21 protein-coding genes and 1 tRNA gene are annotated in these 25118 nt (G+C 66.0%); 8 read left to right on the forward strand and 14 right to left on the reverse strand.

Going from position 1 to position 25118, the window contains the following annotated elements:
* Positions 1-65: 65 nt before the first annotated feature.
* From E5162_RS10685 to E5162_RS10705, 5 genes are all read right to left on the reverse strand, one after another.
* A complete protein-coding gene (locus tag E5162_RS10685; protein WP_135945256.1) occupies positions 66-1379 on the reverse strand; it encodes a UDP-glucose dehydrogenase family protein in 1314 nt (437 codons plus the stop codon).
* A 132-nt stretch (positions 1380-1511) separates the two neighbouring features.
* Positions 1512-3020: a phosphomannomutase/phosphoglucomutase gene (locus tag E5162_RS10690; protein ID WP_135945257.1), complete on the reverse strand. Its 1509-nt coding sequence runs from the start codon at positions 3018-3020 to the stop codon at positions 1512-1514.
* 101 nt (positions 3021-3121) lie between these two features.
* Positions 3122-3325, reverse strand: a complete 204-nt coding sequence (locus tag E5162_RS10695; RefSeq protein WP_135945258.1) for a hypothetical protein — start codon at positions 3323-3325, stop codon at positions 3122-3124.
* Positions 3326-3501: 176 nt separating this feature from the next.
* Positions 3502-4077, reverse strand: coding sequence for a hypothetical protein (locus E5162_RS10700; RefSeq protein ID WP_135945259.1), 576 nt, complete (start codon positions 4075-4077; stop codon positions 3502-3504).
* Positions 4077-5045, reverse strand: a complete 969-nt coding sequence (locus E5162_RS10705) for a KpsF/GutQ family sugar-phosphate isomerase (RefSeq protein WP_135945692.1) — start codon at positions 5043-5045, stop codon at positions 4077-4079. The genes E5162_RS10700 and E5162_RS10705 overlap by 1 nt, the downstream gene beginning before the upstream one ends.
* Before the next feature lie 191 nt (positions 5046-5236).
* Between E5162_RS10705 and gpmA the strand changes: the two genes are divergently transcribed.
* The 4 genes from gpmA to E5162_RS10725 all read left to right on the forward strand — a co-directional run bounded on the left by gpmA (position 5237) and on the right by E5162_RS10725 (position 10106).
* Complete coding sequence (gpmA, locus tag E5162_RS10710) at positions 5237-5956, forward strand: 2,3-diphosphoglycerate-dependent phosphoglycerate mutase (protein ID WP_135945260.1); 720 nt, start codon at positions 5237-5239, stop codon at positions 5954-5956.
* The gene (gene ribD, locus E5162_RS10715) at positions 5953-6558 is read left to right on the forward strand and encodes a bifunctional diaminohydroxyphosphoribosylaminopyrimidine deaminase/5-amino-6-(5-phosphoribosylamino)uracil reductase RibD (RefSeq protein WP_233342201.1); all 606 of its coding nucleotides are present in this window, start codon (positions 5953-5955) and stop codon (positions 6556-6558) included. The genes gpmA and ribD overlap by 4 nt, the downstream gene beginning before the upstream one ends.
* 68 nt (positions 6559-6626) lie before the next feature.
* On the forward strand, positions 6627-7928 hold the full coding sequence (locus E5162_RS10720) for a pentapeptide repeat-containing protein (RefSeq protein ID WP_135945261.1): 1302 nt from the start codon (positions 6627-6629) through the stop codon (positions 7926-7928).
* A 96-nt stretch (positions 7929-8024) separates the two neighbouring features.
* Positions 8025-10106 (forward strand): NAD(+) synthase, encoded by a 2082-nt coding sequence (locus E5162_RS10725; protein WP_135945262.1) that lies wholly within the window; start codon positions 8025-8027, stop codon positions 10104-10106.
* Positions 10107-10231: 125 nt separating this feature from the next.
* On the opposite strand, the gene E5162_RS10730 is transcribed toward E5162_RS10725, so the two are convergent.
* On the reverse strand, positions 10232-10708 hold the full coding sequence (locus E5162_RS10730; RefSeq protein ID WP_135945263.1) for an Hsp20 family protein: 477 nt from the start codon (positions 10706-10708) through the stop codon (positions 10232-10234).
* A 230-nt stretch (positions 10709-10938) separates the two neighbouring features.
* On the opposite strand from E5162_RS10730, the gene E5162_RS10735 reads away from it, so the two are divergent.
* On the forward strand, positions 10939-11952 hold the full coding sequence (locus E5162_RS10735) for a class I SAM-dependent methyltransferase (RefSeq protein ID WP_188634451.1): 1014 nt from the start codon (positions 10939-10941) through the stop codon (positions 11950-11952).
* Between the two features lie 22 nt (positions 11953-11974).
* Here E5162_RS10735 and hisN read toward each other — a convergent pair whose 3' ends face one another.
* The 3 genes from hisN to E5162_RS10750 form a co-directional block, all read right to left on the reverse strand.
* Complete coding sequence (gene hisN, locus E5162_RS10740) at positions 11975-12787, reverse strand: histidinol-phosphatase (RefSeq protein ID WP_135945264.1); 813 nt, start codon at positions 12785-12787, stop codon at positions 11975-11977.
* A 45-nt stretch (positions 12788-12832) separates the two neighbouring features.
* A complete protein-coding gene (locus E5162_RS10745) occupies positions 12833-13231 on the reverse strand; it encodes a helix-turn-helix domain-containing protein (RefSeq protein ID WP_135945265.1) in 399 nt (132 codons plus the stop codon).
* Between the two features lie 162 nt (positions 13232-13393).
* Positions 13394-14263 (reverse strand): N-formylglutamate amidohydrolase, encoded by an 870-nt coding sequence (locus E5162_RS10750; RefSeq protein WP_135945266.1) that lies wholly within the window; start codon positions 14261-14263, stop codon positions 13394-13396.
* 141 nt (positions 14264-14404) lie between these two features.
* Here E5162_RS10750 and cpdR point away from each other — a divergent pair, with 141 nt between their 5' ends.
* Both cpdR and E5162_RS10760 read left to right on the forward strand, forming a co-directional pair.
* A complete protein-coding gene (cpdR, locus tag E5162_RS10755; protein WP_135945267.1) occupies positions 14405-14773 on the forward strand; it encodes a cell cycle two-component system response regulator CpdR in 369 nt (122 codons plus the stop codon).
* A gap of 124 nt (positions 14774-14897) precedes the next feature.
* Positions 14898-14974 (forward strand) — tRNA-Val (locus E5162_RS10760).
* 145 nt (positions 14975-15119) lie between these two features.
* On the opposite strand, the gene acs is transcribed toward E5162_RS10760, so the two are convergent.
* Both acs and E5162_RS10770 read right to left on the reverse strand, forming a co-directional pair.
* The gene (gene acs, locus E5162_RS10765; RefSeq protein ID WP_135945268.1) at positions 15120-17096 is read right to left on the reverse strand and encodes an acetate--CoA ligase; all 1977 of its coding nucleotides are present in this window, start codon (positions 17094-17096) and stop codon (positions 15120-15122) included.
* A gap of 21 nt (positions 17097-17117) precedes the next feature.
* A complete protein-coding gene (locus E5162_RS10770; RefSeq protein ID WP_135945269.1) occupies positions 17118-18476 on the reverse strand; it encodes a DcaP family trimeric outer membrane transporter in 1359 nt (452 codons plus the stop codon).
* Positions 18477-18655: 179 nt separating this feature from the next.
* Here E5162_RS10770 and E5162_RS10775 point away from each other — a divergent pair, with 179 nt between their 5' ends.
* Positions 18656-19288, forward strand: coding sequence for a LuxR C-terminal-related transcriptional regulator (locus E5162_RS10775; protein WP_135945270.1), 633 nt, complete (start codon positions 18656-18658; stop codon positions 19286-19288).
* A gap of 4 nt (positions 19289-19292) precedes the next feature.
* Here the strand turns inward: E5162_RS10775 and E5162_RS10780 are convergent, their stop codons facing one another.
* The 3 genes from E5162_RS10780 to E5162_RS10790 form a co-directional block, all read right to left on the reverse strand.
* Positions 19293-22724, reverse strand: a complete 3432-nt coding sequence (locus E5162_RS10780) for an ATP-binding protein (RefSeq protein WP_135945271.1) — start codon at positions 22722-22724, stop codon at positions 19293-19295.
* A gap of 107 nt (positions 22725-22831) precedes the next feature.
* Complete coding sequence (locus tag E5162_RS10785; RefSeq protein ID WP_135945272.1) at positions 22832-24781, reverse strand: sodium:solute symporter family protein; 1950 nt, start codon at positions 24779-24781, stop codon at positions 22832-22834.
* 11 nt (positions 24782-24792) lie between these two features.
* A complete protein-coding gene (locus tag E5162_RS10790; protein ID WP_135945694.1) occupies positions 24793-25056 on the reverse strand; it encodes a DUF4212 domain-containing protein in 264 nt (87 codons plus the stop codon).
* Positions 25057-25118: the final 62 nt, after the last annotated feature.

Below are 25118 nucleotides of genomic sequence, written 5' to 3' on the forward strand. Positions count from 1 at the left end.
CAGGCTTGGCAGGCCCGCCTGGATGACGCTCGGTGCATGCGAACGAGCCGGGCGATCGGCGCGGATCAGGAGCGGCCGGCGCGTCCGACACTGGTGTAGACGAAGCCGGACTCCGTCATCTGCCGCGTGTCGTAGATATTGCGCAGGTCCACAACGACATTGCCGCGCATGAGATCGTGAACCCGGTCAAGGTCGAGCGCCCTGAACTCGTTCCATTCGGTAATGAAGACCAGCGCGTCGGCACCTTCCACGCACAGATACGGACCGGACGCGAACTTGACGTCGGTGAAATGCTTTTCCGCTTCCACCGTCCCGGCAGGATCGTAGGCGGAAATCGTCGCGCCCTGCTTCTGCAGCGCCGGGATGATGTCCAGGCTCGGCGCTTCGCGCATGTCATCGGTGTTCGGCTTGAAGGTCAGGCCCAGCACTGCGATGGATTTGCCATCGACAGAGCCGCCGCACGCCTTGACGATGCGCTCCGCCATCGCGGCCTTGCGCTTGTCGTTGATGTCGATCGTCGTCTCGACCAGTCGCACCGGGCTGCCGGCTTCCTGGGCGGTGCGGCTGAGCGCGACCGTGTCCTTGGGAAAGCACGACCCGCCATAGCCGGGACCCGCGTGAAGAAATTTCTTCCCGATCCGGTTATCCAGCCCGATGCCGCGTGCCACTTGTTGCACGTCGGCGCCCAGCGCCTCGCACAGGTCGGAAATCTCGTTGATGAAGGTGATCTTCATCGCCAGGAACGCGTTCGCCGCGTACTTGATCAGCTCCGAGGTGCGCCGTTCGGTGAACAGGATCGGGGTCTCGTTCAGGAAGAGCGGGCGGTAGAGCTCGCGCATCACCTCCCGGGCCCGATCGTCCTCCACGCCCACGACCACGCGGTCGGGCCGCTTGAAGTCCTCGATCGCCGCGCCTTCGCGCAGGAATTCCGGGTTGGAGACCACGGCAAATTCGGCGTCCGGATTCGCCTTGCGGATCACCGCTTCGACCTCGTCACCGGTTCCCACCGGCACGGTGGATTTGGTGACGACGACGGTGAACCCGTCCATCACCTTGGCGATCTCTTCTGCCGCGGCATAGACATAGCTGAGATCGGCGTGGCCATCGCCCCGGCGCGACGGGGTTCCAACGGCGATGAAAACCACATCGGCCGCGCGCACCGCTTCGGTCAGGTCCGTGGCAAAGTCCAGCCGGCCCTCGCGCATGTTGCGGTCGACGAGCAGATCGAGGCCCGGCTCATAGATCGGCACCCCGCCTGCACGCAGCATGTCGATCTTTTCCTGGTTCTTGTCGATGCAGGTGACGTGATGGCCGAAATCGGCAAAGCACGCTCCCGAGACAAGCCCGACATACCCGGTTCCGATCATCGCAACGCGCATGGACACACTCCAGTCTGTTCGCTTTCGCCTGGCGGCAACTGATCGACCGCTACGCCATTTGCGCGAAGCGGTGCAACTGTTTTCCTCCGTCCGCGCCGGTGGCGGGGAGGCGATTGCGAGACCGGGTGAGGCCTAGAGCGTCTGGTCGAATTCGCCGACGTCGTCGTGGCGTGCCAGCTCGTTCTGGATCGCCTGGAACACAGCCTTCACGTCTTCGGCCGAGTTCGGGCTTTCCACCACGACGACGAGGTTGGGCGTGTTCGAACTCGCCCGCACCAGGCCCCAGGCCCCGTCGCTAAGCGTGAACCGGACCCCGTTGACCGTGTTCACGTCCTCGATTGCACGCCCCGCGATTGTCTCGCCGGCCTCCTTCTTGGCCTGAAACGCGCTCACGATGCGGTCGACCACATCGTATTTCACCTCATCGGCACAGGCCGGGGACATGGTCGGCGAGCCGTAGCTGACCGGCAAGTCGCGGCGCAGATCGGCCATGGTCTTGGTCCCGGCCCGGTCGAGCATCTCCAGGATGACACGCGCCGCCACCAGGCCGTCGTCGTAGCCTCGGCCAATGGGCGGGCGCAGGAAGAAGTGACCCGACTTCTCGAACCCGGCGAGCGCGCCCAGCTCGTGGCTGCGCCGCTTGATATAGGAGTGGCCGGTCTTCCAGTAATCGGTCCTGGCGCCATTGGCCTTCAGGACCGGATCGATAGCGTAGAGCCCGGTCGATTTCACATCGACCACGAAGACCGCGTCGGCATGACTGGCCGAAAGGTCTCGCGCCAGCATCAGTCCGACCTTGTCGGCGAAAATCTCGGTGCCCTCATTATCGACGACACCGCACCGGTCGCCATCGCCGTCGAACGCCAGGCCCACATCGGCCTTGTGCTCGAGCACCGCATCGCGCACGGCGTGCAGCATCTTCATGTCTTCCGGGTTGGGATTATAGCGCGGGAAGGTGTGATCGAGCTCGCAATCGAGCTCGATGACTTCCGCGCCCATCGCGCGCAGCGCCTTCGGCGCGAACGCACCGGCCGTGCCGTTTCCGCATGCGGCCACGACCTTGATCGGGCGTGACAGCCGCGTCTCGCCAGCCACGTCCGCGATGTAGCGTTCGAACACGCCGGTTTCGCGCACGCAGGATCCGCCGCCCCTGGCCTCGAATTCCTCGTTCAGGACGATCTGCTTCAGCCGCCCCATCTCGTCCGGCCCGAAGGTGAGCGGACGCTCGACACCCATCTTCACCCCGGTCCAGCCATTCGAGTTGTGGCTCGCCGTGACCATGGCGACGGCGGGAATGTCCAGGTCGAACTGGGCGAAATAGGCCATCGGTGACAGGGCCAGGCCGATATCGTGAACTTCGATGCCCGCCTGCATCAGTCCGACCTCGAGCGCCTGCTTCACGCCGAGCGAATATCCGCGGAAATCATGGCCGGTCACGATGCGAGGCTCGATGCCCAGCTCATGGATCAGCGTGCCGAGGCCGAGCCCCAGCGCCTGGATGCCATAAAGATTGATTTCAGGGGCTTTGTCCGAGCCGGGATGGCCGAACCACCAGCGCGCATCGTATTCGCGAAATCCGGTGGGCTTCACCAGAGCTTCAGTCTCAAATTCCCAGCTATTGGGGGTCAGGTCTGCGCGCACGATCGTGTGTATCCCTTGATGACAGGATTAGGTGCAAACCACCGAACGCGCACGCGGTCAAGCGTTCGCGCGCGCCCGGTCGCAAACAGTCCGTTTGAACGTTAGTTCTGTGCGGAAACGGGCAGGTGCAGCGCGCCCTGCACATGATCGAGGCAATCGGTAAGCGTTTGCTCCCGCCCCGTGCTGATCTCGAAGACTGCCTTCTTTCCGCACCCCGCCCGTTCGGTCTGCAGAAAGACGAAATCGTCGGACTCGCGTTCCAGCCGTTGCACAAATTCATGGAGCGCTTTTTCGAACGCGTCCACCTGCCCCTCAAGGAGGGATAAGCGCAAGGATACCATCGACCTGTCCCCTTCGGTCTGCCTTTGCGAGAAAAGTGTGGACTCAAGATTGTCGGCACGGCAAGGCGCGCATCTGTGTTTGTACTGACAAAACACCACTTGTGGCTGCATGTGAGGCGTTTAGGAGACAGCCGCGCGCATCAGTCTTGCGGCAATATCTCGACCGAGACCTGGCGAATGATGACTTCGCGCGCGCCGCCTTCGGGATCGGGCCAGATGCCGATCCACTCCTGTCCATTGACCTCGCCGCGGGGGACCGACCATTCGAACGAGACCGGCTCGAATTCATCGGTGAGGGCAATTTCGCGCCAACCGGAATCTCCGTTAGCCGCCGTGAAGTACGCCAGGGCGAGCGATTCAAGGGAGGGATCGGTGCGACGAACGATTGCGCTGACACGAATTCTGCGCCCGCGGACCGCGGCCTCGAATGGCTCGGGAACCAGGAATCCGATACCCGCCGAATTGGCACTTTCGACCGGAGCGACCGAGGTCGTGCGAACGACCGGACTGCCGGGATGATCCGGCATGAAGCTCGCCCAGGTGCCTGGACCGGAGATGAAATCGGCAAGCGAGGCGCCTCGGTACTCGACCCGCGTGTCGGTCACGATCGGGGCAGTTCCGGCCGGCCGGATCACGAGGGCGAGAGCAATCAGGCCCGCGGTTACAAGGAGGATCAGCGGATAGAAGGCCCAGTCGGGCAAGGAAATCGCCCGCATCACGACACGCCCGCGCGCAGCAGATCGTGGATGTGGAGGAGTCCGACAGGACGTCCATCCTCGCCGGTCACGAAAAGCTGAGTGATCTTGCGGTCTCCCGCGGTCATGCGGCGCAGCGCCTCGGCGGCGAGCAGGCCGGGCGAGGCGGTCATGGGATCGGCCGTCATGACCTCCCCGGTCCGGCGCTGGGTCAGGTCCGGCGCCATGCGGCGGCGCAGATCGCCGTCCGTCACGATGCCGGCCAGGCGTCCGTCCTCGCCGGTCACGCCGACGCAGCCAAAGCCCTTCTGGCTCATCTCGATCAGCGCGTCGCCCATCGAGGCCGTGAGCGCGACCAGAGGCAGTTCGTCGCCGGCATGCATGAGGTCTTCAACCGAGGCGAGTGCTGCGCCGAGCGCACCGCCGGGGTGGTAACGGGCAAAATCGTTCGCCGTGAAGCCGCGCGCCTCGATCAGCGCCACCGCGAGCGCGTCTCCGGCTGCCATCATCATCGTGGTCGACGTGGTGGGCGCGCGCGTCTCCCCGCATGCCTCGGCGGCGTTCGGCATCAGAAAGACCAGGTCGGCGCCGCGCGCCAGCGCGCTGTCGGCCCCGGCCGTCATCGCGATCAGCGGCACGCCAAAGCGGCGACAATAGGCGATGAGATCGCCCATCTCCCGCGTTTCTCCCGATTTCGACAGGGCTAGCACCGCGTCGCGGGTCGTGATCATGCCCAGATCGCCGTGGCTCGCTTCGGAGGGGTGCACGAACTGGGCCGGCGTGCCGGTCGAGGCAAAGGTCGCCGCCATCTTGCGCGCAACATGACCTGACTTGCCGACCCCGGCGCAGATCAGCCGGCCTTCCAGTCCGGCGAGCAGGCGCACGATCTCGCTGGCATCCCGGCCGATGGAGCTGCGCAGGGCGGACAACCCGGCCATTTCTGTATCCAGCGTGCGCTGCATGGAAGCCAGAACGGACTCATGGGTCAGGTCGGTCGATGTCACGGTAGAGCTTTCACCGGCTGTTTTCACAAAAGCGGGACGCCGCAGGCATCCGCTCGTCTAGCAGCGGGCGACGCGTGTTGCTAGAGCGTCATGAAGGACGCGGACGGGAGTGGAATTGCCCCGAGTATCGGTTAAACAGGCGGCCAGTTTCGAAAAAATCTGAGGAGCCACCTCCCGTGACACGCCTTGTCCTGACCCGCCATGGCCAAAGCCAGTGGAACCTGGAAAACCGGTTTACCGGGTGGCACGATGTCGACCTTACCGAAGAAGGCGAAGCCCAGGCGCGCAAGGGCGGCCAGCTCATGCGCGCTGCCGGGTTCGAACCGCACTTTGCCTATACCAGCCTGCTCAAGCGCGCGATCCGGACGCTCTGGCTGGGCCTTGAGGAACTCGATCGGGTCTGGATCCCCGTCGAAAAGGACTGGCAGCTGAACGAACGCCACTACGGCGCCCTGACCGGCCTTAACAAGGCCGAGACCGCGGCCCGGCACGGCGAGGACCAGGTGCTGATCTGGCGGCGCTCCTACGACGTGCCGCCGCCCGGCGTGCCCGAAGACAGCCCGTTCCACCCCGTCCACGATGCGCGCTACAGCCATCTCGACCCGGCGCAGCTTCCTGCCACTGAAAGTCTCAAGCTCACGCTCGATCGTGTCCGGCCCTACTGGGAGACGACAATCGCCCCGCGTCTTCAGGACGGCACTGACGTGCTCGTCTCCGCTCACGGCAATTCGCTGCGGGCCCTGCTCAAACTGCTTTTCGAGGTCAGTGACGAGGCCATCACCGGATTTGAATTTCCCACCGGAAACCCGCTCCTGATCGAGCTGGACGATCTGCGTCCGACCCGCGCGGAGTATCTCGACCACAGCCGGGCCAGGGATCTTCCCCCCTGCCCGTGACCACACCCGGCCTCACCCCGCGCGATCTGCGCTTCATGGACGCTGCCCTGGCGCTGGGTTTTGCCGCGCTCGGCCGCACCGCGCCCAACCCGGCGGTAGGCTGCATACTGGTCAAGGATGGCCGGGTGGTCGGCGCCGGAGCCACGCAAGCGGGCGGACGTCCTCACGCCGAGCGCGTCGCCCTCGATCAGGCCGGCCCGTCGGCCCGCGGCGCCACCGCCTATGTCACGCTGGAGCCGTGCGCCCATCACGGCCAGACCCCGCCCTGCGCGGACGCGCTGATCGCGGCCGGGGTCGACACGGTCTTCGTTGCTGTCACCGATGACGATACACGCGTGGCCGGGGAGGGAATTGCGTGGCTCCAGAAAGCCGGAATCACGGTCGTGACCGGAGTCAGGGAGTCCCGCGCGCGCGCCCACCATGCGGGCTTCTTCTCGCGTTTGAAGACCGGGCGGCCGCTCGCCCTTCATGATCGGCGCCCGGCCCTGTTCGACGCCGAGGTTTCGTCTCACGCCGGCGAGAGCCTGGATGAGGCGCTGTTGCGCCTGGGGCAAGCGGGTGCGAACCGCGTACGCCTGACAGGACCGGAAACACCGCGTTAAAGCCTCGCGCGTAAAGTACACGAAAGACTGGCCTGTTATGTACCGGCCAGAGACAGGCGCGGACCGACATGATGGGCAAAGGCATCACCTACGAACGCTTGAGCCAAGAGGCGGTGACCCTGGCCTGTGATCGCCATGAGCGTCTGCTCGCCGGCGAGATGGGCGGTGCTCGCGCGAACTTTGCCTACAAGGTGCTTCAGGGCCTCGACCTGTCGGGACGCAACCTCACCGATGCCGACTTTTCCGGCGCCATCATGCATGCCGCCAACTTCTCCCAGGCCAACCTGTCCAGCACGAACCTGTTTGCGGCCGACATGCGCCGGGCCAACCTGTCCGGGGCCATCCTGCGCCGGGCCGACATGCGCGGCGCGGTCCTGCGCGGGGCCAACCTGACCGGCGCAGACCTCTATCAGGCCGATATGCGCGAAGGCGCCATTGCCCAGGTCGATCGGGAAAAAGGCCTCGCCGTGATCCGGCACGAACAGCGCCCTGGCGAAGTGGCCGAAGCCAATTTCTCCGGCGCCAATCTGTCCAATTCGAAGATGACCGGCGCAATCGCGCAGCGCGCGGACTTCTCCGATGCCGTGCTGATCGGCGCGCGCATGCAGCGCGCGAACCTGCGCGGCGCACGTTTCCCCGGCGCCAATCTGGAAGGCGCGGACCTGTCTGGCTCCGACCTCAGCGGCGCGGACCTCTCCAATAGCGTGCTCATCGGCGTCAATATGACGATGTGCCAGAAGCAGGGCATGAATACCGAGGGCGCGCTCACCGACGCGCCGACCGGTCCGGCCCCGGGCGCCGACGTGGAGGAAACCGCCCAGCTTCTCAAGGAACATGCCCTGTGGTGCGAGACCGAGGGCAAGCAAGGCAAACCCTCCATCTTCAATGGCTGCGACCTGCGCGGCCTGAAGAGCCTTGCGCGCCGCAATCTCACCGCGCTTCAGGCCAAGGACGCGGTCCTTTACGGCATCGATCTGGAAGGCGCGGCCCTGCAAGGCGCCAAGCTGGCCGGCTCCGACCTGCGCATGGCGTGCCTGCGCGGCGCAGACCTTCGCGGTGCCGACCTGACCAATGCCCGGCTGAACAATGCCGACCTGCGCGAAGCCCAGCTCGGCCCGCTGCTTCTGCCCAATGACCGCATCCATCCTGCCTCTCTGGAGAGGGCAGTCCTGCGCTATGCCGACCTCTCGCGCGCGGATCTGCGCCACATCAATGCTGTTCAAGCCGACTTTTCCCATGCCAACATGCACGGCGCGAACCTGACCCAGTCCAACCTTACCGAGGCGTGCCTGGAAGATGCCCTGATGCCCGCCGATTTCCGGGCCCGGGCGCGCAATGGCGCCGCGGGCACGCGCGGTTCGGTGGCCTGACCCGCACGCCGGACGGGCACGAGCAATAATCCTCACTTTGAGCAAAAGAAGTTTCGCGGTAGGAGTAGGCGCTTAGCTCAAGAGTGGCCCTGCTTCATGTCCGTTTTCGACAATATCTACCGTCACCGCATGGCCCGTATCGCGGCCTTCGCCCCGCCGGTCGCACTCGCGCAGCCCGCTGTGAATGTGGAGCGTATCGTCGATCTCGCCCGGCACGCGCACGAGCGCCATGCGGCGGTCGCGCTGTTTCCCGAGCTTTGCATTACCGGCTATTCGCTCGACGACCTGCATCATCAAAATCCGATCCTGGACGCGGCCGAGGCCGCCACCCGTGACCTGATCGAGCATAGCAAGGCCTGGCGCCCGCTCCTGCTCGTGGGCACCGCGGTCCGTGTTCACAGCCAGCTTTATAACTGCGCGCTGGTGATTCACCGCGGCCGCCTTCTGGGGATCGTCCCGAAAAGCTATCTGCCCAACTACCGCGAGTATTACGAGCAGCGCTGGTTTGCCGAAGCGCCAGGCGCCCTGGTCGAAAGTGTGCGTTATGCTGGTCAGGAAACTGAATTTGGCGCGCGCCTGCTGTTCGAGGCGGAAGACCTGCCCGAGCTTCGCGTCCATGTGGAGATCTGCGAGGACTTGTGGGCGCCAAACCCGCCGAGCCTCGACGGCGCCTTGGCCGGCGCGACCCTCATGACCAATCTGTCGGCCTCCAATGTCACGATCGGCAAGGCGCGAGAGCGCGCGCAGCTTTGCCAGGTGCAGTCCTTCCGCTGCCTGGGCGCCTACGCATTCGCGGCTGCGGGCGTCGGCGAGAGCACGACCGACCTGGCCTGGGACGGGCAGCTGACAGTACATGAGCTCGGCCAGTCCCTGGCGCAAAGCGACCGGTTCAATCCCGACGGAACCGAGCTGTTCACCGATATCGATCTGGAGCGCATAGAGCAGGACCGCATCCGCTTTGCGACCTATCGCGACACCGCCGCGCGCGCCGCCGAACGCCTGCGCGATTTTCGTCGGGTGCGATTTGCACTCGACCTGCCGCTGGACACGCCCATCCCGACCGAGCGCGCCATCGACCGCTTTCCTTTCGTGCCGAACGACGCTGCCCGTCTCGATGAAGACTGCTTCGAGGCCTACAACATCCAGGTTCAGGGCCTGGCCCAGCGCCTGCGTTCGACCGGTATCAAGACCGCCGTCATCGGCGTGTCCGGCGGGCTGGATTCCACACAGGCGCTGATCGTCACGGCCCGCGCTTTCGACCGGCTGGGGCTGGACCGCGCCAATATCCTGGCCGTGTCGCTGCCCGGCTTCGCCACCAGCGACAAGACGGCCGGCAACGCCACGGCGCTGATCGAGGGTCTGGGCGTCACGCACAAGAGCATCGATATCCGCCCGGCCGCCGAACGCATGCTGGAGGATCTCGACCACCCCTATTCGGAAGGCAAGGCGCAGTACGACCGGACGTTCGAAAACGTCCAGGCCGGGCTGCGCACCGACTATCTTTTCCGCTTGGCCAATCACCATGACGGCCTGGTCGTGGGCACGGGCGACCTGTCGGAGCTGGCGCTGGGCTGGTGCACTTACGGCGTCGGCGACCAGATGGCCCACTACAACGTCAACGCGGCCGTGGCCAAGACGCTGATCCAGCACCTCATCGCATGGGTCGCCCGGCGCGAGGAGTTCGGCGCGCCCGTTTCAAAAACGCTCAACGCCATTCTGGAAACCGAAATCTCTCCGGAGCTCATTCCTTCGGCGGCCGACGAGCCGCTGCAAAGCACCGAAAGCACGATCGGACCGTATTCGCTGCAGGACTTCAACCTGCACCACGCCATGCGGTTCGGGCTCGGACCGGCGAAGATCGCCTTCCTGGCCGAACGCGCGTGGAGCGACCGCACACGCGGCGACTGGCCCTCCCACATCGCGATCGACAAGCAGGGCGAGTACACGCTGGAGGAAATCGTTCGCTGGCTCGAAGTCTTCTGCCGGCGCTTTTTCCAGACCTCGCAGTTCAAACGTTCCGCCATGCCCAACGGACCCAAGGTCACCTCGGCCGGGGCATTGTCTCCGCGCGGAGACTGGCGCATGCCGTCCGACAGCTCGGCGAGGGTCTGGATGGATGAGCTGGCTGCGCTGCGCCGCGAGCTAGGCCTGCCCGCCTCCTCATCCGGTTCCACATAGAAAAGCGCGTCCGCAAGGGGGGTGCGGACGCGCTTCATACTGCCTGTCTTGAGAAAGCAAGAGCCGGTGTCCGGCACTCTGGCGAGCAGGGGAGACCCGCGGTGCCGGACCGGGCTCTCAGCTGATCAGGCGGCCGACTTCTTGCCGCCCTGGATCAGCTTCGCGCCGGATTTCGACTGCCCGTTAATGGCAATCTGGCGCGGCTTCTTGGCTTCAGGGACCTCACGCTCAAGGCGCACGGTCAGCATGCCGTGCTTCAGCTCCGCATCGCGGACCTGAACATGGTCGGCGAGATGGAAGCGGCGTTCGAACCCGCGCTCGGCAATGCCGCGATGCAGGAAGGTGCGCGACGTGTCTTCGTCGGCGCGGTCGCGCTTTCCGGCCACGGTCAGCACGTTTTCCTGAACCTCAAGCTCGAGATCGTCTTCGGAGAAACCGGCGACAGCGAGTTCGATGCGGAACTCGTTCTCGTCGGTCTGCTCGATGTTATACGGGGGGTATCCGGACCCGCCTTCCAGCTTGGACGCGGTATCCATCATGTTGGCCAGACGGTCGAAACCGACAATCGTCCGGTAAAGCGGGGAAAAGTCCACAGTACGCATTCTAGATCCTCCAGTGAGCGATCAACGTTGATGTGAAGCCGGCCCGCATGAGGCGGCACCGGCCGGGTGGTAGGCGAAGACCCCATGAGGCGGTCTTCGCCAAAATATTTGGGTAACGATTTCCGCCTGTGCAAGAGGGCCGGGCAAAAACCGGTCAACACCCTTGATTTTTCAGGCAAGGACACGGCTTGATGCGGGTCTTGCTTTCCAGCTCTGGTATGGGATTTTCAATGCGCTATTCAGTTTGCACCCTCGCCCTCTGCACCCTGCTCGCTGCCTGCGGCGGCCAGGACGACACCATGCCCGAAACCTCGGACGAAGAGACGGCTGCGCCCGCCGAGGGTGCGGAAGGCGCCGCCAACGGCGAGGCCGGGGAGGAGACCGAAGCCGAGGCCGGCCTGCTGGAACAGGCCCCCTACGGCTCGCTCGCCTGGGCGGTCGAAGGCGACTGGCGCGGCGATCAGACAGAGCGCGACGAGTGGCGCAATCCTCAGGAAACAATCGAGTTTCTTGACATCGATCCGTCCGGCACCATCGTCGAGATCTGGCCGGGCGCCGGCTGGTACACCCAGGTGCTGGCCCCGTGGATCGCCGCGAACGAGGGACGCTACGTCGCCGCCTACTTCCCGACCGCCGGTGAGGAGCGCCTGATCGCCTTCCGCGACAATTATGTCGAGCGCTTCTCCGACCCGCGCTACGGCGAGGTCGAGATGACCGAGTTCGGCCCGGAAACCGGACCTATCCTGGCGCCCGGCAGCGCCGACGCCGTCCTCACCTTCCGCAACGTGCACAACTGGATGTCGCGCGGCTTTGCGGAAAAGGCCTTCGCCGACTTCTACGAGGTGCTGGCGCCCGGCGGCGTACTGGGTGTGGTCGAGCACCGCCTGCCCGCGAGCCGGGAGCAGGATCCGCGTGCGGCCAGCGGCTATGTTCAGGAAGACTATGTCGTCGCGCTGGCGCAGGAGGCCGGCTTCGAACTGGTTGAAGCCAGCGAGATCAACGCCAACCCGGCCGATGCCGCCGACCACCCGTTCGGCGTCTGGACCCTGCCTCCGGTTTCGCGCATCGGCGAGGATGCAGGCGAGGATTTCGATCCGGACTATTACACGAGCATCGGGGAATCCGATCGCATGACGCTGCGCTTCGTGAAGCCGGCGGCCGGCGATGAGGCCGCGGACGGGTCGAGCGAGTCGGTCGAAGACGACAGCGACACCGGCGAAAACGGCGAAGACACCGAAGGCTGATACCCGTGCCCGGCCCCGTCGCCTACCGGGCGGCGGGGCGCAGCACGTCCAGCGCTTCGCGGTGCAGCGCCGCGGTGGCCGCGGCAACGACCTGGCCGGTCTCGAACGTGTCGCGGCCGCGCCAGTCGGTCACGACGCCTCCGGCTCCGCGCACCACCGGCACCAGAGCCGCTATATCCCAGGGCTGCAACTCGCTCTCCACGACCAGATCCAGACCGCCCGCAGCGATCATCGCATAGGCATAGGCATCCAGGCCGAAGCGCATCAGGCGCACCCGGCCGCGGACCGCCTCGAACGCGTCCGCTTCGGCGCCCTTGAACAGGTAGGGATCGGTCGTCGCGGCCAGCGCGTCCTTGAGATGCTTTGTCGAGCGCGTGGTCAGCGCACGGCGGCGCGCCTCGTGCACCAGCTCGGCCTGAAGATGGCCGTCATGGGCAATCGCGCAGAAACGCTCGCCGATATGGGGCTGGTCGATCACCGACAAAACCGGACCGTGGTCCTGCGTCGTCAGCGAGATCAGCACCGTCCAGGTCGGCACCCCGGCAATGAAGGCGCGCGTGCCATCGATCGGGTCGAGAACCCAGGTCCGCCCGCTCGTGCCTTGCGTGTGGCCGCCCTCCTCGCCCAGCACAGCGTCCATCGGGTAGCGGTTTTCGATCAGGGCCCGAAGCCGGGCCTCGATGGCCCGGTCCGCTTCGGTCACGGGATCGAAGCCGCCCGCATCCTTGTTGTCGGCCTGCAGGCCGGCACGAAAACGAGACCGCGCACAGTCGCGCGCGGCCTCGGCAAGATCTTCGGCAAAGACGAGATCGGCTTTAAGAGAATCCAGGGACATTCAGACCGGCTCTTGCGCGTCCCGGAGATCCGGGATGCGAAGGCCTCACGCCACGTCGCTGTCGGCCGAGCGTTCGCTCGGATCGAGCGAACGGGCCAGATCCAGCAGACGGCGGCGCGGACGCTCCTTGAGACGGTAATAGGCGCGCACCAGGTCGACCGTTTCCTTCTTCGACAGAATGTCAGGCTCCAGCGAGTCCTCCTGAGGCACTGCAGCAGGACCGCGCCCCTCGATGCCTTCATAGAAATACTGCACCGGCACGTCGAGCGCTTCAGCGAGTTCGAACAGGCGGCTGGCGCTGACGCGATTGGCGCCGCACTCGTATTTCTGCACTTGCTGGAATCTGATGCCCACCGCATCGGCAAGTTGGGACTGGGTCAGCCCCAGCAGGCGCCGGCGGCGGCGCAGGCGCTTGCCTACATGATGGTCGATCTCGTTGGTCATAGGCCGGTTTCCCTCACGATTAGACGACTGGCTCTAATTCTGTCTTCCCCCCGGTGCGACAGACGGTCATCAATTGACAATTTACATCAGACATACACGCCCTGCGCGTCTTTTGGAATTGAAATTCCACAGTACGCTGAATCGGAACTTCGTCATCGGCGCCTATTCCGCAGCGGCACGTGTCGCCTCGCCATAGCTCATAATGTCCTGCGCCCACTTGTCCAGCGCCGCGGCCAAACGGGGCCACTTCGCAGATCGCTCGACACGCGATTCGTCCAGATAGAGCGCGCGATTGATCTCGACCTGCAACACGTGAACGCCTGCGTCCGGCCGCCCGTAATATTCGGTCGTATACCCGCCGGCATAGGGCCGGTTTCGCACGACGCCGAGCCCGACCCGGCGGAAGGCCTGCTCGGCGTGTTCGACCAGGCCCGGCGCGCAGGAGACGCCAAACCGGTCTCCCAGCACAATATCGGCGCCGCGCGCACTGCCCGAAGGCATGGAATGGCAATCGATCACGACCGCCTCGCCGAACTGGTCGCGCACGATCGCGATCTCCTGCTTCAGCGCGGCGTGATAGGGATCGTAGTGCCGGCGTACGCGCTCCAGCGCCTCGTCAAGCGAGATACGGCCGGCATAGATGGCCCGCCCGTCCGCTGCCAGGCGAGGCACCACGCCGAGGCCCGCTGCGGCGCGCGCGGTGACAGGTCCGGCCTCGGAGGGCAGCCTGCGGTCGAACATTGCAGGATCGAGCTCCCATCGTGCCCGGTTGGGATCGACGAAGGCGCGCGGAAAGGTCGCGGCCACCAGCGAGGCGCCGTACCGGGGCACCGCCTCGAACAGCTGGTCGAGATAGGCGTCTTCCGAACGGCGCAGCAGGGAGACCGGCAGCGCGGCGCGCGCCAGGAAATCGGCCGTGTAATCGCGTCCCGAATGGGGGGAAGCAAACACGAAGCGCGAGCTGCGCACTTGGGGCCTGTCGATGCGGACCGGGTTGCTGGACGATGACGAAGGGCTGGACGAAGCGCTCATGGCGTTAACTTTCAAGACTCACCCCGCCGGGGTCAAACGATAGTTGAACCGGTTTCATCGGAACTAACAGCGCGTTCAGGGGAATTTTACCTCGCCGGGGTATATTTCCTTTCAAGCAACACGACGCCAAGAGGAACAGGCATGGCCCGCATTCTGCTCGCTGAAGACGACCACTCCATGCGCGACTTTCTGACCAAGGCGCTCAAGCGCGCCGGTCATGAGGTCGAGCCGGTTGGAGACGGGGAAGAAGGCCTCGAGGCCCTTGGCGACCGCGCCGGCGTCTTCGACCTGCTTCTGACCGACATCGTCATGCCCGGCGTGGACGGGATCGAGCTGGCGCGCCGCGCCGCCGAAATCGACCCGGGGCTGAAGATCATGTTCATCACCGGCTTCGCGGCGGTGGCCCTCAATGCGGGCTCGAACGCGCCCAAGGATGCCAAGGTCCTGTCCAAACCCTTCCACCTGCGCGACCTGGTCGACGAGGTCGCCCGCGTGATGGAAGCGGCCTGAGCAGTCCCGAACCGTCTTGCCGGACCGGGCGGATGCAGCCCGCCGGATGACACACGCCGGGGAAGTTCACATAGCGCCTTGTCAGGGCCAATTGGCCCCGTTATAGGAACGCTCCCTTCGGTTGGGGCGCGTAGCTCAGTTGGTTAGAGCACTACGTTGACATCGTAGGGGTCACAAGTTCGAATCTTGTCGCGCCCACCATCCGAAATTCCCGAAATAACCGGCGAGATGCCGCCCAGGCTGCGATACAGCGCCGTGCGGCGCTGCATGAACGTGTGCCATTGAAGCGGCCGCCCGGTGGCTGGCCCAGTGACTGACATCGCCGTTGCGCGGCTCGCAGGCGTGCTCAGTTCAGCGCGCTGCGCCCCTCGATGAGGCTCTCCACGACGTCGGCATCAGCCAGTGTCGAGGTATCGCCCAGCGTGTTCACCTCGCCCTCCGCTATCTTGCGCAGGATACGCCGCATGATCTTGCCGGAACGGGTCTTGGGCAGAGCGCGCGCGAACTGGATCACGTCCGGGCTCGCCACCGGGCCGATCTCGGTACGCACATGCGATTTAAGCTCGGCGGCGGTGTGGGACGTCGGCTCCAGTCCGGCATTCAGGGTGACATAGCAATACACGCCCTGCCCCTTGATCTCGTGGGGATAGCCTACGACCGCGGCCTCCGCAACGAGCGGGTGGGCCACCAGCGCGCTCTCGATCTCCGCCGTGCCCAACCTGTGGCCGGACACGTTCAGCACGTCGTCGACCCGGCCGGTGATCCACCAGTAGCCGTCCGCATCGCGGCGCGCGCCGTCGCCAGTGAAATAGAGCCCGCGATAGGTCGTGAAATAGGTTTCCGCGAAGCGTTCGTGATCGCCGTAGACGGTGCGCATCTGCCCCGGCCAGCTCGATTTCAGGACCAGATTGCCGGAAATGTCGCCCTCGCCCTCCACGAAATTTCCGTCCGCATCCACCAGGGCCGGCTCGATCCCGAACATGGGAAAGCTCGCGGCGCCCGGTTTCAGGTCGTGCGCGCCGGGCAGCGGCGTGATCAGGCAGCCCCCGGTCTCGGTCTGCCACCAGGTGTCGACGATCGGACAGCGCCCCTCGCCCACCATCTCGTGATACCAGCGCCAGGCCTCGGGATTGATCGGTTCTCCCACCGTGCCCAGAAGGCGCAGCGAGGAGCGGTCGTGTCTCTTCACCGGTTCGTCGCCTTCGCGCATCAGGGCGCGCAGTGCGGTCGGCGCGGTGTAGAGCACGCTGACCTTGTGTTTCGCCACGATGCGCCAGAAGCGGTCCGGGCCCGGCCAGGTCGGGACACCTTCGAACATCAGCGTCGTCGCGCCGTTGGCCAGCGGGCCGTAAGCAAGATAGGTGTGCCCGGTGACCCAGCCGATATCGGCGCTGCACCAGAACACCTCCCCGCGCTTCATCTCGAACACGGTATCGAAGGTCAGCGCGGCCCACAGCAGATAGCCGCCGGTCGTGTGCAGCACGCCCTTGGGCTTTCCGGTCGAACCGGACGTGTAAAGAATGAAGAGCGGGTCTTCGGCCTTCATCGGCTCCGGGTCGCACCGCGCATCGACCTCAAGGGCCAGATCGTGGTGCCAGTGATCGCGCCCGGTGACCCAGGGCACACCGGCTCCGGTGTGGCGCACGCACAGCACGGCGCGCACCCCCGAAGCGATCTCCAGCGCCTTGTCGACATTTTCCTTCAGCGCGATCGGCTTGCCCCCGCGCACGCCCTGGTCGGCCGTGACCACGAACTCGCTGCGGCAATCGGTGATCCGGCCGGCCAGCGCCTCGGGCGAGAAGCCGCCGAACACGACCGAGTGGACCGCGCCGATCCGCGTGCAGGCCAGCATGGCATAGAGCGCCTCGGGGATCATCGGCATGTAGAGCGTGACACGGTCGCCCTTGCGCACGCCGATCGCCTTGAGTTCGTTGGCAAACCGGCAGACATGGTTGTGCAGCTGGGCGTAGGTCAGCGAATGGTGGAAGCCGGGATTGTCGCCCTCCCAGATCAGCGCGACATCGCTGCCCCGGCTCTCCAGATGCCGGTCGAGGCAGTTGTAGGAGACGTTCAGCACTCCGTCCTCGAACCATTTGATGGAGAGGCTGTCCGGGTCCCAGTCGACCTCGCTGATCGTCTGCGGCGTCGTGATCCAGTCCAGCCGGCCGAGCTCCTCGCGCCAGAACCCGTCCGGATCCTCGATCGAGCGCCGGTACCGGGCCTCGTAGACCTCCCGCGTGACACGGGCGTGATCGCGCACATAGGTGTCGGACACAGGCACCAGGGAGGGGGCACTGGCCGGCTTCGGACTGGACGCATCCATAAAGCCGCTCTCCTTTCAGAGCTAGAAACTGTATTTGGTCGAGAAGGTGAACCGGGACAGGGAGCCGGACTCGCCGCTCTCCAGCTCGCGTTCGCCGAACAGCACTTCGGCGCCCACCGTGATGCCCGGAGCCAGCGTGACCAGATAGGCGCCGAAGGCCGAATAGACCCGGCGGGTCGCCGACAGGCCGGTCAGCGTCACATCGTTGTCCGCTTCCAGGTGGGAATAGCCCAGCGAGACGCGGCGGCCTTCGCCGAGGCTCTGGCGCCAGGCCACCAACCCGCCATAGGACGGGATGGCTTCCAGCTCGTTGCTCGCCGTCACGACCGCGCCGTTGACCGCATTCAGGCCGATATAGCGGCCCATCCCCTCGCCGCCGGCGAGGCTGAAGCGCAGGTCGGAGCCTTCGCCGAGTTCGATTCGGCCCTGGGCGGCCAGGCCCCAACCGAACGTGTTGGCCTCGACGCCGGGCCCGTCGACCGCCAGGTCGCGTGCCAGGGCGGAAAGCGAGAGATTGCCCCAGTCGCCGGCATGATTGTATCGCGCGACCAGGTCGGGCATCGCGCCCTGGCCGGCATCGATGCGGCCCCCGCCGCCGAACGGCGTGACGGTGGTATCCGGGTTCTCGACAGAGAACTGGAAATTGCCCGCCGTGTAGCGGATCTGCGCCTGGCGCACGAAGATCATGCCGTCCGAGGCCACGAGGAAGCTCGCGCTTTCGGGAATGGCGCTGGTGTTCTGGAAGGTCGACCAGTCCTGGCCGATGCGCCAGTTGCCCACCTGCGCCCAAGCCACGCGCATGCGCGGATTGTAGGAGTTGGATACGCGCTCATCGCCGCCCGGCGAGCCCAGGAAGTCGAACTCGAGCCGGCTCGTGACCGGACCGAAATCGGTCGGCGTTTCGGTGGTGAAGAAGAAGCGCGAGCCCTGCGCGGTAAAATCGGTGAACGCATCGCCCGCATTGCCCGCGCCGACGGGAATCGCGCCGGGGATGTAGAAATCACGCGCAATCGAAGTTGGCGCGATCTGGCCGTCATTCAGGTCGGTCGCATGCGCATCCAGATCGATGAAGCCGCCATACCCCACGCGCGTATTGCCGGCCATGAAGCCGTTCGCGTCCGGACTGGCCGCCGCGGTCGTGGCCACCGGGGCAGTCTCGCGCCGTTCCAGCTCGATGACGCGGTCGCCGGTCTGCTCACTGGTTTCGCGCACTTCGGCAAGATCGTCGCGCAAGGCGCCGATCATGGCTTCGAGTTCTGCGATACGCGCTTCAAGCGCGTCGACATCCTGCGCGACGCCCGCGCCGGCCGAGACCAGACTCAAGGCCGCCGCGCCGGCGCCAGAGTACAAGACCCGCTTGAAAGTCGATCCAAAGGCCATGAGGCCGCCCTCCCTTTTGTGAACGCGCCGTTTTCGGCGTCGCCGCAGGAGTATCGGGAGCGGGAAGCGCGCCCGGTATTGGCCATTGGTATGAAACCGGCGCGGTCGGCCTTAGACTTTAGGCGTATGGCGACGCAGCCCGGTGCAGCGTAAACCTGTCTCTCTTGGAAGGGGCTTGCATGAGCGATCGCATCATTCTGGCCGACGACCACCCGCTGTTTCGCGCAGCCTTGGTTCAGGCGGTTCACCGCGTGCTGCCAGGGGCCGACATTGTGGAAGCGGGCAGCCTGGCCGAGGCGCGTGACGCGCTCGGCGACGGGGCCAGCTTGATCTGCCTCGACCTGCACATGTGCGATTCCACCGGCTTTATCGGCCTGACCGAGCTCCGCCAGGATTTTCCGGCCATCCCCGTCGTCGTGATCTCGGCCAGCGAAGCGCCCGGTATCGGGGCGCGCGCGCTTGAATTTGGCGCGTCCGGCTTCATTCCGAAGACGGCCGGGCTGGACACGCTGGTCGAAGCGCTCAGGGCCGTGCTCGCCGGAGACATCTGGGCGCTCGACGACGCGGACGAGCTCAGCGGGGAAGCCGCCGACGCAACGGCCCGGCTCGCCAGCCTGACCCCCGCCCAGATGCGCGTGCTTCAGGGCGTCGCTGCAGGAAAGCTGAACAAGCAGATCGCGTTCGAGATGGCGATCACCGAAGCCACGGTGAAAGCCCATATCACCGCGGTCTTCCGCAAGCTCGGGGTGATCAACCGGACCCAGGCCACCCTGGTCGCGCGCGCGCTCGATGTGGAGCCGCCTGCGGCCTGAGCGGTCAGGCTCCGCGTCCGGCCCGGCGCTTCATCGCTGCCAAGCTCGCGCGCAGGGCTGCCGGGGCCAGGGGCTTGGACAGCACGTCGAGCGCGCTGCGCGCCGCCGCATCGCGCACCGCAGCGCCGCGCTCTGCGGTCGCCAGCAGGCCGGGCGGGCGGACGCCCCACTGAAGGCAGAGCCGCTCATAGAGTTCCGGGCCGGTCTCGTCCTCCTCCAGCTGGTAGTCGAGCACGGCCACATCCGGCGCATTCCCGCCAAAGGCGTCCATCGCCTCTTTGCCGCCCGGCACGCCCTCCACCTCGCAACCCCAGCGCCGCATCGCGTCCACGCCCGCTTCCAGCACGCCCGGATCGTCCTCCACATAGAGCACCCGCAAGCCGTCCAGCGAGGCCCCGGCGCGGCGCGAGCCCGCGTTGGTGCGCGCGGCCCGCCCGCTGGCGCGGGGAATGACGACCTGGAAACACGTGCCGTGGCCGACTTCGGACTGGACCCGGATCGGGTGGCCGAGCCGCTTCACGATCCGGTCGACGATCGCCAGCCCGAGTCCAAGCCCACGATCCTCGCGCGTGCTGCGCGAGCCGCGCTCGAATTCGCGAAACACGCGCTCGCGCTCGTCCTCGCCAATGCCCGGTCCGGTGTCGTAGACACATAACGTCACCGCGTCCGCGCTGCGCCGCGCCCCGACCAGGACCCGCCCGGTCTCGGTGTAGCGCACCGCGTTCGACACCAGATTCTGCAGCACGCTCGTCATCAGGCCACGATCGGAATAGACGCTCAGCCGGTTGGCTACGCTCGTTAGCTCCACTCCCTTGGCCGCGGCCCGAGGCGCGAACTGGTTCGCGGTATCCTCGATCAGCAATCCAAGAGAGAAGACACTCAGATTCGGCGTCACCCCGCCCGCATCCAGGCGCGAAATATCCAGAAGCGCGCGCAGCAGCTGGTCGGCATTCTCGATCGCCCGGTCGATCCGGCGCGCGAGATCGCGGGGCCGGTCGCCCGCAGCCTCCATCTCCTGCTCCAGCGCACTGGTCAGCAGGCGGGCGGCCGATAGAGGCTGCAACAGGTCATGGCTCGCCGCGGCCAGGAACCGGGTCTTCGACGCGGTGGCCGCCTCGGCCTCCCGGCGCGCAATTTCCAGGTCGCGCGCCAGTTCCAGCCGCGCCTGGCTTTCCGCGCGCAGCGCGGCGGTACGCGCCTCGACCTTCTCCTCCAGCGTCTCGTAGGCGCGCTTCAGGCCGATTTCGGCTTCCCGGCGCGCCGTCACGTCCTGGTAGACGCCATAGAAACCCAGCACCGTCCCGTTCTCGATGCGCGGCTGGTAGACCAGCTGCCAGATCCGGTCGCGTCCGCGCGCATCGGGATGCGTGACGTCGAATTCCTGACGCTGGCCTTGCAGCGCCGCATCCATGAAGCCCTTGCGCTGGTGAAATTCAGTCTCGCCAAGATAGGCGCTCATCGGCTGACCGATGGCGCTCCTGTCGATGGCGAAGAAGTCCAGATAAGCCTGGTTGGCAAACTGCAGGCGGTAGTCGCGATCGGCATAGGACAGGAGGGCGGGCACGTTGTCGGTGTAGAACCGGACGGAACGTTCGCTCTCTTCCAGCGCATCGCGCGAGGAGCGGATTTTCTCCCCCGTCTCGTCGAGCAGGGCGACGACCTCGTCCGGGCTGATGCGTGCGCCCTGGACCACGCGGGTCATCAGGACCCGGGCCGAGGCCGCGCCGACCGAGCGCGCCAGGCGCGCCTCGGCCAGTCCGGCGAGGGCCGGAGTCAGCGTGTCGCCCGATTTCAACTCACGGCCCAGCGCACTTTCGAAACTGTCCAGGGAGGCGCGCGCCTCCTCCTCGCCCAACACCCGCATCAGGAGCAATTCCAGGTCGGCGACACGCGTGCCGCTCGCGACCGGGTCGCGTTCCTGGGCGGCATTCTCCGCCCGGATGAAGGCGTCGGCCTGGATGTAATCGACCAGCCCGGTGCGCCGGAACGCCACTGCCGCAATGAAGGCGAAGGTGTTCAGCGCAAGCGAGGTGAGCGCGGCGAAGGCGAACGGGTCCACACCCGCCGGCGCGATGGGCGCCAGACCGGCATAGGCCGGCGCCAGGATCAGCACGACCCAGCACAGCCCGCCCACACCGATGCCGGCCAGCGCGCCGGGCCGGCTCGCTCCGCGCCAGTACAGGCCGAAGATCAGGGCCGGACCGAGCTGGGCCGCGCCCGCAAACGCGATCAGCCCGATGCTGGAGAGCCCGCTGGGCGCCTGCATTCCGCTGTGAAACAGGTAGGCCAGCGCGACCACGCCCACGATGGCGAGCCGCCTGTAGGTCAGGAGGCGCCGCGCCAGGCCTTCCTCGCTCGACCGGTGGCCCTTGCGCAGCAGAAGCGGGCCGAGCATGTCGTTGACGACCATGGTGGACAGGGCCAGCGAGGCGATGGTCACCATCCCCGCCGAAGCCGACAATCCGCCCAGGAAAGACAGGAGGGCCAGCCCGTCGCGCCCGGCATCCACCGGCAGGGCGAGGATCAGCGAGTCCGGGTTCGCTCCCGGCAGGCGCGCCGTCCCGGCCAAGGCGACCGGCAGGGCAACGAGCGCCACGACGCCGAGATAGGCGGGAAAGGCCCAGCGTGCGGTGCGCGTATCTCCGGCGCGTCCGGCCTCGACCACGCTCATGTGAAACTGGCGCGGCAGGCAGAGCGCGGCCAGCGCGGCCAGAAGCGTCAGCGTCCAGAACCGCAGATCCAGGCTTGAGCCAGCCAGCGCCAGAGCCGCCGGGGCCTGCGCGCGCTCGCCCTCCGGCATCTGGGTCCACAACCCCCAGGCAAACAGGCCGATCGCCAGCATGGCGACCAGCTTGACCAGGCTCTCCACCGCCACGGCGAGGGCCAGGCCGCGATTGCCGGTGCCCAGATCGGGCCGGCGCGCGCCGAACAGAAGCGCGAAGGCGGCGAACGCGATCGCGCACGCCAGCGCGGCGTCGAACTCGATCGGCCGCTGCAGCAAGATTTCCAGGCTCGCCGCCGCCGAACGCAATTGCAGCGCGATATAGGGCAGAGAGGCCAATACCAGGAGAGAGCTGGCCAGCGCGCCGACCGAGGCCGACTTGCCAAATCGGGCCGACAGGAAATCGGCGATGGAGGCGGTGTTGTGCTCGCGGCCCAGCCGCACCATCCGGTGAACCAGCGGATGGGCGAGGCCGAAGATCAGCGCCGGGCCCAGATAGATCGGCAGATAGTCCCAGCCATTGCGGCTGGCCTCGCCCACCGCGCCATAGAAAGTCCAGCTGGTGCAGTACACGCCGAGCCCGAACGCGTAGATCGCCGGGCGCAGGGCGCGATGCCGGGTGATCGGGGCGGCACGCGCCTCGCCGACCGCCGCGATGGCAAACAGCACCGCGACATAGACCACGCACCATAAAAGCGTCTCAGTCAGGCCCAATCGCGTCGCCTCCCGGCTGCCATCCTATCGTGGCCCGCGCGTATAAAGAAAGGTGGCGGTGTCCGGGCCGGACACCGCCACCAGGTCTCCCGGGGGGAGGAGGCCCGCTACTCGGCGGGGGCCGGGGCCGGGCCGGTCACGGCAGGTTGATCGACCGAGGGGATGCGGATTTCCTCGACGAGGTCCTGCACGTCTTGGGGCGGTGCCGAAGTCAGGAGGGCGACACCGATCGAGACGACGAAGCTCACGATCATCCCGACAGTGCCGAAGCCTTCCGGCGAGATGCCCAGGAACCACTCGCTTTCCACGCCGGCGCCGAAGCTCGGCATCAGACCGACCAGGCCCAGGAGGCCGATCACCGCCAGGCCGACCCCACCCGCGGCAAAGCCCATCGAGCCGCGCGTGCCGTCGCCCCGGTCTCTCGTTCCGAAATACAGGACGGCGAAGGCCAGCGCGCCGAGCAGGGCACACGCCCCGATCACGCCCGAACCGAAGCCGATCTTGAAATGGACGATGTAGATGCCCGTCAGGACCAGGCCCGTGGCCATCCCGGCAATGGCGCCTTCCTTGTTCATGCGCTTCCAGAAGATGCCCAGGAAGATGGCCGGAAAGAAGCTGGCCGCCGCCAGGCCGAAGGCGAACGCCACCACGGCCGCCACGAAGCCGGGCGGGTTGATCCCGGCGTAGATCGCCACGACGACCGCGCCGACCGCCGCGAGGCGGGCCACCAGCAATTCCTGCGTATCGCTCATGCCCCTGAACAGGACCTTGCGGCAGAGATCGTGACTGACCGCCGAGGAAATGACCATCAGCAGGCCGGCTGCCGTCGACAGGGCGGCCGCAAGCCCGCCGGCCACGACAAGGCCAATCACCCAGCTCGGCAGATTACCGATCTCCGGATTGGCGAGCACGAAGATGTCGCGGTCCAGCGTGGTGACCTCGTTGGCCTCCGCGTCGGCCCGGTACTGGATCCGCCCGTCATCATTCTTGTCGGTGAACCCCAGCAGGCCCGCACGTTCCCAGTTATAGAACCATTGCGGGGTCGCGTCCTCGCCCAGGGAGTCCGCCGTCACTTCGCCCCGGCGCACGTCGACCGAGTACTCGGACTCGTTGACCGTTTCGATGAAGTTGGACCGGGCAAACACCGCCACGGCCGGTGCGGTCGTGTACAGGATGGCGATGAAGACCAGTGCCCAGCCGGCCGACTTGCGCGCGTCCGACGCCGTGGGAACGGTGAAGAAGCGGATGATGACGTGGGGCAGACCGGCCGTTCCCACCATCAGAGCCAGCGTGATCGCGAACACGTCGATCATCGCCTTGGCCCCCTCTGTATAGGGCTGGAATCCGAGATCGGTCATCGTCGTATCGAGCTTCTGCAGAAGCGGCGTGCCGTCTTGCGCATTGCCGATGAAACCCAGCTGCGGGATGGGCGACCCGGTGATCTGCAGCGACAGGAAGATCGCCGGAACCATGAAGGCAAAGATCAGGACGCAGTACTGGGCGACCTGGGTATAGGTGATCCCCTTCATCCCGCCGAGCGTTGCGTAGAACAGCACGATGATCGCGCCGATGATGACGCCCGCCTCGATCGGCACGTTGAGGAAGTTGGTGAAGGCGATGCCGACGCCGCGCATCTGCCCGGCAATGTAGGTGAACGAGATGAAGAGCGCACAGATCACGGCGACGATCCGCGCCGCGTGGCTGTAATACCGGTCGCCGACGAAATCGGGCACGGTGAACTTGCCGAACTTGCGCAGATACGGCGCGAGCAGCAGGGCCAGCAGCACGTAGCCGCCCGTCCAGCCCATCAGGAAGACCGATCCGTCATAGCCCATGAAGGCGACCAACCCGGCCATCGACAGGAATGAGGCTGCGCTCATCCAGTCGGCCGCAGTGGCCATGCCGTTGAAGACCGGGTGCACGTCATGACCGGCCACGTAGAAATCGTTGGTGGTACCGGCGCGCGCCCAGACGGCGATGGCGATGTAGAGCCCGAAGCTGGAGATGACGAAGAACGCCGTCCAGAACAGGGTCGGAGAAAGTCCCAGAATATCCATGATCGCCTCCCTCAGCCCTGATCCAGCTCTTTGGCCATACGTTGCTCCATGCGGTGCATGAGGGCGCTGTAGACAAAGATCAGAACGACGAAGACGTAGATGGAGCCTTGCTGGGCGAACCAGAATCCGAGCGGCGCGCCGCCGATGGAAAACTGGTCGAGCACATCGCGGAACAGGATTCCGGCCCCGAAAGAGACCGCAAACCAGATCGCGAGCAGAATCGCCATCAATGTCAGATTTTCACGCCAGTAACGCTTGCCGCGCTCTACGCTCATGACCGGGCGGGTCGTCGGCCCGGCCTGATCGGTCTCGTGGACACTCGCCATGATATCTCTCC

Source organism: Marinicauda pacifica, from assembly GCF_004793635.1.
Taxonomy (GTDB): Bacteria; Pseudomonadota; Alphaproteobacteria; order Caulobacterales; family Maricaulaceae; genus Marinicauda; species Marinicauda pacifica.

What these genes read in the sequence shown, in the direction of transcription:
- E5162_RS10685 (WP_135945256.1), bottom strand. Translation starts at nt 1,379, where the DNA reads ATGCGCGTTGCGATGATCGGAACCGGGTATGTCGGGCTTGTCTCGGGA.
- E5162_RS10700 (WP_135945259.1), bottom strand. Translation starts at nt 4,077, where the DNA reads ATGCGGGCGATTTCCTTGCCCGACTGGGCCTTCTATCCGCTGATCCTC.
- E5162_RS10720 (WP_135945261.1), top strand. Translation starts at nt 6,627, where the DNA reads ATGATGGGCAAAGGCATCACCTACGAACGCTTGAGCCAAGAGGCGGTG.
- E5162_RS10725 (WP_135945262.1), top strand. Translation starts at nt 8,025, where the DNA reads ATGTCCGTTTTCGACAATATCTACCGTCACCGCATGGCCCGTATCGCG.
- E5162_RS10730 (WP_135945263.1), bottom strand. Translation starts at nt 10,708, where the DNA reads ATGCGTACTGTGGACTTTTCCCCGCTTTACCGGACGATTGTCGGTTTC.
- E5162_RS10735 (WP_188634451.1), top strand. Translation starts at nt 10,939, where the DNA reads ATGCGCTATTCAGTTTGCACCCTCGCCCTCTGCACCCTGCTCGCTGCC.
- hisN (WP_135945264.1), bottom strand. Translation starts at nt 12,787, where the DNA reads ATGTCCCTGGATTCTCTTAAAGCCGATCTCGTCTTTGCCGAAGATCTT.
- E5162_RS10745 (WP_135945265.1), bottom strand. Translation starts at nt 13,231, where the DNA reads ATGACCAACGAGATCGACCATCATGTAGGCAAGCGCCTGCGCCGCCGC.
- E5162_RS10750 (WP_135945266.1), bottom strand. Translation starts at nt 14,263, where the DNA reads ATGAGCGCTTCGTCCAGCCCTTCGTCATCGTCCAGCAACCCGGTCCGC.
- cpdR (WP_135945267.1), top strand. Translation starts at nt 14,405, where the DNA reads ATGGCCCGCATTCTGCTCGCTGAAGACGACCACTCCATGCGCGACTTT.
- acs (WP_135945268.1), bottom strand. Translation starts at nt 17,096, where the DNA reads ATGGATGCGTCCAGTCCGAAGCCGGCCAGTGCCCCCTCCCTGGTGCCT.
- E5162_RS10770 (WP_135945269.1), bottom strand. Translation starts at nt 18,476, where the DNA reads ATGGCCTTTGGATCGACTTTCAAGCGGGTCTTGTACTCTGGCGCCGGC.
- E5162_RS10775 (WP_135945270.1), top strand. Translation starts at nt 18,656, where the DNA reads ATGAGCGATCGCATCATTCTGGCCGACGACCACCCGCTGTTTCGCGCA.
- E5162_RS10785 (WP_135945272.1), bottom strand. Translation starts at nt 24,781, where the DNA reads ATGGATATTCTGGGACTTTCTCCGACCCTGTTCTGGACGGCGTTCTTC.
- E5162_RS10790 (WP_135945694.1), bottom strand. Translation starts at nt 25,056, where the DNA reads ATGAGCGTAGAGCGCGGCAAGCGTTACTGGCGTGAAAATCTGACATTG.